The following is a 6706-nucleotide window of genomic DNA, read 5'->3' on the forward strand; positions in this document are numbered from 1 at the left end:
GATGTTTAAAAAGACGATCCTTGGCGTACTCGCCCTTGCAGCTTTTGCCCTTGGGGGCACAATGGTGCAGGCAGCCGAAGAGTATCCGCATACCGATCAGCAGGACTGGAGCTTTGCTGGCATTTTCGGGACTTACGATCAGAACCAGCTCCGGCGCGGCTTCCAGGTTTACCGGGAAGTCTGTTCAAGCTGTCACGGTCTTGAATATATTGCATTCCGCAACCTGTCTGAGGACGGCGGGCCGCATTACAGTGAAGACCAAATCCGGGCCCTTGCGGCGGAATATACCGTTGCTGACGAAATGGCCGAGGGTGGGGAGCGTGAAGGCGTGCCTGCCGACCGTTGGCCAAACCCGTTCCCTAGCGAACAGATCGCCGCCGAAGCCAATGGTGGTAAGGCGCCGCCCGATCTTTCGCTGATGGCCAAAGCGCGCGGCATCCACATGGACTTCCCCTGGTGGGTCTTCAACTACTTCACTGCCTATCAGGAAGCAGGTGCGGATTTTATCTACAACCTGCTTACGAGCTACGAAGAGGCGCCTGAAGGCGTGGACGTCGCACCAGGCCTGCACTACAATGAATATTTTTCGGGCCATTTCATTTCGATGGCGGCGCCGCTTTCGGACGGCATCGTGTCTTACGAAGACGAGTCGACACCGCAGACTGTCGAGCAGTATTCAAAAGACGTTGCAGCCTTTTTGCAGTGGACAGCCGATCCGCATATGGTATCGCGCAAGTCGACCGGGTTCATAGTGATCCTGTTTCTGATCGGGCTTTCAGTACTGATGTATCTTGTGAAACGCCGCATTTGGCGGGACGCACACTAGTCGAATTGAAAGGGCCCCGCGGGGCCCTTTTTTTGTGCAGTGATTTTTGCCCTTGTTCGCCATGACCAAAGACTTCATTGTACTGGCGGCGACGCAGCAACCGTAATCGCAATCGGGTTCGATTGGAGAAAAACAATGTCGGCTTTCCGAGTGGCCAAGACGGTTGCCTTGCTGGCACTTGCCGCAAGCCGTAGCCCGGTCGTCCGTTCTGCTATCAAAGCGGCGCCAAACCTGTTGTCCGAGGAGCGCAAAAACGCCGCATTCGAGGTTACAAAGCGTGCTGCGCGCAAGGCTGGTGAGCTTACCGCTCGGGTTGTACCTCCCAATCGCTATTTCTAGCCTTTTTGAATTTTGTGGCTGTTGGCCCCCCGTCCATTCGATCGTTGAACTAAAGCTGCGGATCTCTGTTTCATGGCCACCGACCTCAAGACGCTTGTCCGCTCAATTCCCGACTATCCCAAGCCTGGCATCGTCTTCCGTGATATCACTTCGTTGATCGAGGATTCCGACGGGTTTAGAGAAAGTTGCGAGCGCTTGGCACTTGCGCACAGAGATAAAGGTATCACCAAGGTTGCGGGGATCGAGGCGCGCGGGTTCATTTTCGGGGCTGGCGTCGCCATTGCACTTGGTGTGGGGTTCATTCCTGTGCGCAAGGCCGGCAAGCTGCCAGGTGAAACGATTGGGCAGAATTACGCGCTGGAATATGGCGTAGATACTATCGAGATCCATGCAGATGCGGTGGATGAGAATGATAACGTATTGTTGGTCGATGATCTGATTGCGACCGGCGGGACCGCAATCGCCGCCGTTTCTCTGTTGCGGCGCACCGGTGCGAAGGTCGACTACACAGGGTTTGTCATCGACCTTCCCGAAATTGGCGGCGCTGACAAGCTACGGGCGCATGGCGTTACAGTTGAAGCGCTTATGATGTTTGAGGGTCATTGAGAGCGACCGTTTGGGCCGCTCTCCTATCGCGCCTAGTTCAAAGCCTGAGCTACGGCTTGCTCAAGCGTTTGTGTCGGACGCCCCAGCAACCTTCCAAGTGCTCCACTCTCATCTGAGAACGCTCCGGATGCAGCTTTTGCATCGCTATCTGCCAGTAGGTCGGCGACCGGTGCCGGAAGGCCCATCGAGATAAGAATCCTGGAGTATTCGGCCTTTGGGAGATCCTTGTAGACCACAGACTTGCCAGATTGACGCGAGAGTTCTGCTGCAACGTCGGACAAAGTATATGCCTGGTCGTTAGCGAGTTCATAGATTTGGCCGACGTGGCTGCTTGATGTCAGTACGATTGCTGCGGCCGCCGCCAAATCAGCGCGGCTTGCAGTGTTGAGTTGACCGCCCCCTGCCGATCCAATGATGGTGCCGCTCTCGAGGGCAGCTCCGAGGTTGCCGGTGTAGTTTTCTGTGTACCAGGCATTGCGAAGGATTGAGTATTTGAGGCCAGATGCCTTGAGGGCAGCTTCAGTTTGGCGGTGCTCGGGCGCGAGGGTGATCTCTGAAGTGTCGGCATGCAAAAGGCTGGTATAGGTTATGTGCTGCACACCGGCCCTTACAGCGGCATCGATGACTGTCTTATGCTGGAGGCCGCGTTTGCCGATTTCGCTGCCTGAAATCAGCAGGAGTTTGTCGATACCCTTTAGAGCGGGTTCTAATGTCTCTGGCTCGTCATAGTCGAAATGACGGGCCGTAATGCCGAGGTCGGTGGCTTTGGAAAGGTCGCGCACCAGCGCTATTGTTTGTCCGTCCAGTCCTTTCTCTTTGAGTGCTGCGATGACGAGACGGCCCAATTGACCATTGGCTCCGGTAACTGCGTACATTGGGGTGAACTCCATATTTTCGTGTTGCGCAGACCGATATAAAGTCGATACTTACAAATAGTAAGTACGTACGCAAAGGTAAGTATGCAGATGGACACCGACGACAGCCTCAAGCACAAAGGACCCTTGGGAGATGCCATGGACCGGGGGCAGCTCTTTTCCCATGCGTGTCCGTCGCGGGAGGTCCTGAAACACCTCACGAGCCGGTGGGGAGTGCTTGTGCTGATTGCGCTCCTGGACGGCACGCACAGGTTCAGCGAACTGCGACGCAAGGTTGGTGGCGTGAGTGAGCGCATGCTGGCCCAGACGCTGCAATGGCTTGAGGACGATGGTATGGTCGACCGTCGTGCCTATCCAGTGGTTCCTCCGCATGTCGAGTACACTCTTACGCCGCTGGGGCGTGAAGCTGCGGAGAAGGTGAGGGTTCTCGCCGACTGGATCGAGACCAATATGCCGCGGATTGGCGCTGTATGGGCCGAAAAAGGCACTGAATAGCCATTCAACCGCGCCGTGCGAAAAGCCCGCCAACGATCAATAGGCTCCAGCCGAGGATCAGAGCCATGCCACCTGCAGGCGCGAGCAGGGGCAAAGGAGCAGCGCCCAGGAGATGGCGTAGCGCCAGATCACCGCAAAACAGTAGCGATCCTGTCATCAGGGCAATCAGAGCTCCGTTAAACACCGGCGGCAACGCTGCCAAGGCGAGTGCCAGTATTGCGGGGGCATGGGTAAGTGCAATCAAGGCATAGGGTCCGAGCAGTGCTGCACCGGCATGCGAGCTCGCTGCGGCTGCGGCGACCCCTGAAGCCCCAAGCAGGCCGGCAAGGATTATCGCAATGCGCTCCAAGGGCCTCATCTGTTTACCAATGATTTCAGACCGGGTAGCTTAGCAAGGGCCGTCATGGCGCGCAGCCTGAGCGGCATTGTGTAGTCGCGCCGCTTGGAAAACCCGACGAGGTCAGCGGAATAGACGAGCTCACCGTTCTGGTTATGCGCTTCGAGCAGATTGAAGAGCAGTCCCCAACCCGCAATGGAATTGGATGGTCGTTTTCCGGTGACCGTCAGAGTGTATCGCACCGTATCTCCGGGCCTGACCGGCGCCTTGAAATCCATACGATTGACTCCGGGCGAGGGTCCTGAGACGCCCGGTTCGCCGCCTTCAGCGCGCACGATATCTTCTTCTGCAAAAAGCCGATCCACCATCAACCGGTGGCCCACGCTGACCGTATGCCAACCAGACGCTACCAGTCCCCCAAAATGAGAATTTGCGGCCGCATCGGCGTCCACGTGAAAATACTGTGGGTCGTAGAGCTCGCCGAACCTTACGATTTCGTCTTGCGTGAATGTGTGACTGCCCAGATCGAACGGATCGTCGAGCCGTACCTCTTCGAACCAGCGGGTCATTGCGCGGCCTCGTCGGGCGCTGTCGAAGGATCGCGCACTTCGACGAGATTTGTCAGGTTCAGCGTCATCACCTGTTGGCTCTTTTGGTTGCGCATGTCGAAAGCGATTGTGATGATGCCCATATTGGCGTGGGTTGCGGAGCGTCTCAATGAAGTGATTGTTGCAGTGCCTGAAAGCGTATCACCCTTCATGAGAGGGCGCTTCCATTTAAGGTCGGTAAATCCCAGTCCGCCCATTGATGCGATGTCGGACAAGAAGGCGTCCACAAGCATGCGGAGCGAGAGCGCTCCAGTCTGCCAGCCGCTGGACGCCAGTCCACCCAACAGGCTTTCTTTGGCTGCCTTTTCATCGAGATGAAAAGGGAAAGGATCAAACTCTGTCGCAAACTCGATGATGTCAGCCTTGCTGACAGTGCGGGGGCCGAGCGCAATGGTTTCGCCGACCGCCAAGTCTTCGAAATGGCGTCGATCTTTGGTTGTCGGATTGGTCATCTTGTTATCCTAAACGTCAATCTCGATTGTGCCTTACCGATTATGGTGATGCAAGGCCGCACGCGGTCTATTGTCCCGCAGCCTCGATCGCATTGACGGTATCGAGCTGCCCTATGACGCTGATCAGGTGAGTGATCGCGATGATCGCCACTTGGTCGCAAACCAGGCGAAGCTGAGCCAGGATGTCTTTTTCCGTCTCGGCGTTGAGTGAGCTGGCCCGTCGAGGAGTATGTTTCCAGGATCGGTAGAGAGGGCTCGAGCGATAGCGATCCGTTGCCGTTCGCCCCTCGCGTCGCGCGGGTGACCAGCGGGACAAAGACAATACCGGGGGGCAGCTGATCGATGAGGCGAGAAGATAGATAAGGTGCCGCAATCGCTGTCAGGGGGGCCTGGAGGGTCGGAACCGCAACCAGTGCCAATACCCCCCGAACTGCCCCAAGATGCTCGCCAGCATGGCTTTAAGGGGCGGTGCGACCCGCGCGAGATCAACGTTCATTTCAATCTCCTGACGGGCCGGCAGGAAACGATAGTTGATTCGTCACAGGGGAGGACAATTGTCCGAGCGTTCAGATAAAGCCCCCGAGCGCCCTGGGCAACCGTCATTTGTGGCTACTCAAGTTCGGCGATGAGAGCTTTCATTTCATTGTTCTCGCTGCACCAACCCGAACATCACGACAGTGGACATGACGATCATAGCCGGGAAACGGACATGGGCTGCCATTGTGCTCCGTCCTTGGACTAGAAGAGCAGAAATGGCAGTGATCCATCCAGATTCCCGAAACGGCAGGCCAAGGGGCGCCCGGTGGCGCCTGTCGTGATCAGGTGTTGAACTTGAACAGCATGACGTCTCCGTCCTTGACGACGTATTCCTTGCCTTCGTCGCGCGCCTTGCCGGCTTCCTTGGCCGCCACTTCGCCACCAAGTGCTATGAAATCGTCATAAGCGATCGTCTGGGCGCGAATGAAGCCACGCTCGAAATCGGTGTGAATGACACCGGCTGCCTGGGGCGCCTTTGTGCCGACAGCAATGGTCCAGGCGCGCGCTTCTTTGGGGCCAACGGTGAAATATGTCTGGAGGTGAAGGAGCTTGTAGCCCTCGCGGATCAACTTGTTCAGTCCGGGTTCGTCCAGACCGAGCGAAGAGAGATAATCGGTGCGATCGGCAGTATCGAGGCCAGCGAGCTCAGCTTCGATCTCGGCGCAAATCACCACCGAGCGCGCATCTTGCGCCTTGGCGTATTCCTCGACCTTTTTGGTGTGCTCGTTACCATCCGCAGCGGCGGATTCGTCCACATTGCAAACATAGAGTACCGGCTTGGCTGTGAGCAGCTGGAGTTCTTTGAATGCTTTTTCCTCGTCGGGCGCGCGCTCGGTATGGCGAGCCGGCTTGCCATCTTCGAGCAGGGCCTTGGCACGATTGACCAACTCAAGGGTCAGTTTCGCTTCCTTGTCATTGGCGCGGATCTTTTTTTCCAGTCCGCCAGCGCGTTTTTCGAGGCTTTCGAGGTCTGCCAGCATAAGCTCGGTTTCGACCACTTCGGCGTCGGCGATCGGGTCAACCTTACCCGATACGTGAATGATGTCGTCGTTCACAAAGCAACGCAGCACGTAGGCGATAGCGTCGCATTCGCGGATATTGGCCAGAAACTGGTTGCCCAGTCCTTCGCCCTTTGACGCGCCTTTGACGAGACCAGCAATGTCGACGAACGACAGGCGCGTGGGGATGACATCCTTAGACTTGCCGATCTCGGCCAATTTATCGAGGCGTTCATCGGGAACCGATACTTCGCCAACATTGGGCTCGATTGTGCAAAACGGAAAATTCGCGGCCTGAGCGGCAGCAGTCTGGGTGAGGGCGTTGAAAAGCGTCGATTTGCCAACATTGGGCAGACCGACGATGCCGCATTTGAAACCCATGAGAATACCTCTGAGATGGCGCCGCAGCGGGCGCAGAAAGCGTTGTGCCTTAACTCGTGCAGGAGCGGTGAGAAGTCAAGAGAAGCCGGGATCGGCCGAATTGACCGACGGCGACATCACCTCGGGCTATGAAGGGATAGACGGCATGGGGCGATGAACGCTCCGCATTTTTTAATTTTTATATGAAGCGATCATTGCCCCATGCATCCGGGATTTTTGGCTTAGTCGCCCTTCAAAGGCCAGGGTCAATCC

At 56.7% G+C, this 6706-nt stretch carries 10 protein-coding genes; 5 read left to right on the forward strand and 5 right to left on the reverse strand.

Going from position 1 to position 6706, the window contains the following annotated elements; translation table 11 throughout:
• Position 1 precedes the first annotated feature (1 nt).
• The 3 genes from ACN0TA_RS17280 to ACN0TA_RS17290 all read left to right on the forward strand — a co-directional run bounded on the left by ACN0TA_RS17280 (position 2) and on the right by ACN0TA_RS17290 (position 1771).
• On the forward strand, positions 2-826 hold the full coding sequence (locus ACN0TA_RS17280; protein ID WP_417585280.1) for a cytochrome c1: 825 nt from the start codon (positions 2-4) through the stop codon (positions 824-826).
• A gap of 135 nt (positions 827-961) precedes the next feature.
• Complete coding sequence (locus ACN0TA_RS17285; protein ID WP_417585260.1) at positions 962-1165, forward strand: hypothetical protein; 204 nt, start codon at positions 962-964, stop codon at positions 1163-1165.
• A gap of 72 nt (positions 1166-1237) precedes the next feature.
• The gene (locus ACN0TA_RS17290) at positions 1238-1771 is read left to right on the forward strand and encodes an adenine phosphoribosyltransferase (protein WP_417585262.1); all 534 of its coding nucleotides are present in this window, start codon (positions 1238-1240) and stop codon (positions 1769-1771) included.
• Between the two features lie 32 nt (positions 1772-1803).
• Here ACN0TA_RS17290 and ACN0TA_RS17295 read toward each other — a convergent pair whose 3' ends face one another.
• Positions 1804-2646 carry an SDR family oxidoreductase gene (locus ACN0TA_RS17295; RefSeq protein ID WP_417585264.1) on the reverse strand — a complete coding sequence of 281 codons (843 nt, stop codon included), beginning with the start codon at positions 2644-2646 and terminating at the stop codon, positions 1804-1806.
• Between the two features lie 90 nt (positions 2647-2736).
• Here ACN0TA_RS17295 and ACN0TA_RS17300 point away from each other — a divergent pair, with 90 nt between their 5' ends.
• Positions 2737-3141 (forward strand): winged helix-turn-helix transcriptional regulator, encoded by a 405-nt coding sequence (locus ACN0TA_RS17300; protein ID WP_417585266.1) that lies wholly within the window; start codon positions 2737-2739, stop codon positions 3139-3141.
• Between the two features lie 4 nt (positions 3142-3145).
• Here ACN0TA_RS17300 and ACN0TA_RS17305 read toward each other — a convergent pair whose 3' ends face one another.
• Genes ACN0TA_RS17305 through ACN0TA_RS17315 form a run of 3 tightly spaced genes read right to left on the reverse strand, consistent with a single transcriptional unit; the run spans position 3146 to position 4538 of the window.
• Positions 3146-3490 carry a DUF423 domain-containing protein gene (locus ACN0TA_RS17305; protein WP_417585268.1) on the reverse strand — a complete coding sequence of 115 codons (345 nt, stop codon included), beginning with the start codon at positions 3488-3490 and terminating at the stop codon, positions 3146-3148.
• Between the two features lie 5 nt (positions 3491-3495).
• Positions 3496-4047, reverse strand: coding sequence for a MaoC/PaaZ C-terminal domain-containing protein (locus ACN0TA_RS17310; protein WP_417585270.1), 552 nt, complete (start codon positions 4045-4047; stop codon positions 3496-3498).
• Positions 4044-4538: a MaoC family dehydratase gene (locus ACN0TA_RS17315; protein WP_417585272.1), complete on the reverse strand. Its 495-nt coding sequence runs from the start codon at positions 4536-4538 to the stop codon at positions 4044-4046. Before ACN0TA_RS17315 ends, ACN0TA_RS17310 begins: the two co-directional genes overlap by 4 nt.
• A gap of 70 nt (positions 4539-4608) precedes the next feature.
• On the opposite strand from ACN0TA_RS17315, the gene ACN0TA_RS17320 reads away from it, so the two are divergent.
• Positions 4609-4749: a hypothetical protein gene (locus tag ACN0TA_RS17320; protein ID WP_417585274.1), complete on the forward strand. Its 141-nt coding sequence runs from the start codon at positions 4609-4611 to the stop codon at positions 4747-4749.
• A 607-nt stretch (positions 4750-5356) separates the two neighbouring features.
• On the opposite strand, the gene ychF is transcribed toward ACN0TA_RS17320, so the two are convergent.
• Positions 5357-6454 (reverse strand): redox-regulated ATPase YchF, encoded by a 1098-nt coding sequence (gene ychF, locus ACN0TA_RS17325; RefSeq protein ID WP_417585276.1) that lies wholly within the window; start codon positions 6452-6454, stop codon positions 5357-5359.
• Positions 6455-6706: the final 252 nt, after the last annotated feature.

The organism is Pelagibacterium sp., from assembly GCF_048264985.1.
Classification (GTDB): domain Bacteria; phylum Pseudomonadota; class Alphaproteobacteria; order Rhizobiales; family Devosiaceae; genus Pelagibacterium.

Excerpts from the sequence above, each read along its gene's own strand:
- ACN0TA_RS17280 (WP_417585280.1), top strand. The coding sequence starts at position 2 with ATGTTTAAAAAGACGATCCTTGGCGTACTCGCCCTTGCAGCTTTTGCC.
- ACN0TA_RS17285 (WP_417585260.1), top strand. The coding sequence starts at position 962 with ATGTCGGCTTTCCGAGTGGCCAAGACGGTTGCCTTGCTGGCACTTGCC.
- ACN0TA_RS17290 (WP_417585262.1), top strand. The coding sequence starts at position 1,238 with ATGGCCACCGACCTCAAGACGCTTGTCCGCTCAATTCCCGACTATCCC.
- ACN0TA_RS17295 (WP_417585264.1), bottom strand. The coding sequence starts at position 2,646 with ATGTACGCAGTTACCGGAGCCAATGGTCAATTGGGCCGTCTCGTCATC.
- ACN0TA_RS17300 (WP_417585266.1), top strand. The coding sequence starts at position 2,737 with ATGGACACCGACGACAGCCTCAAGCACAAAGGACCCTTGGGAGATGCC.
- ACN0TA_RS17310 (WP_417585270.1), bottom strand. The coding sequence starts at position 4,047 with ATGACCCGCTGGTTCGAAGAGGTACGGCTCGACGATCCGTTCGATCTG.
- ACN0TA_RS17315 (WP_417585272.1), bottom strand. The coding sequence starts at position 4,538 with ATGACCAATCCGACAACCAAAGATCGACGCCATTTCGAAGACTTGGCG.
- ychF (WP_417585276.1), bottom strand. The coding sequence starts at position 6,454 with ATGGGTTTCAAATGCGGCATCGTCGGTCTGCCCAATGTTGGCAAATCG.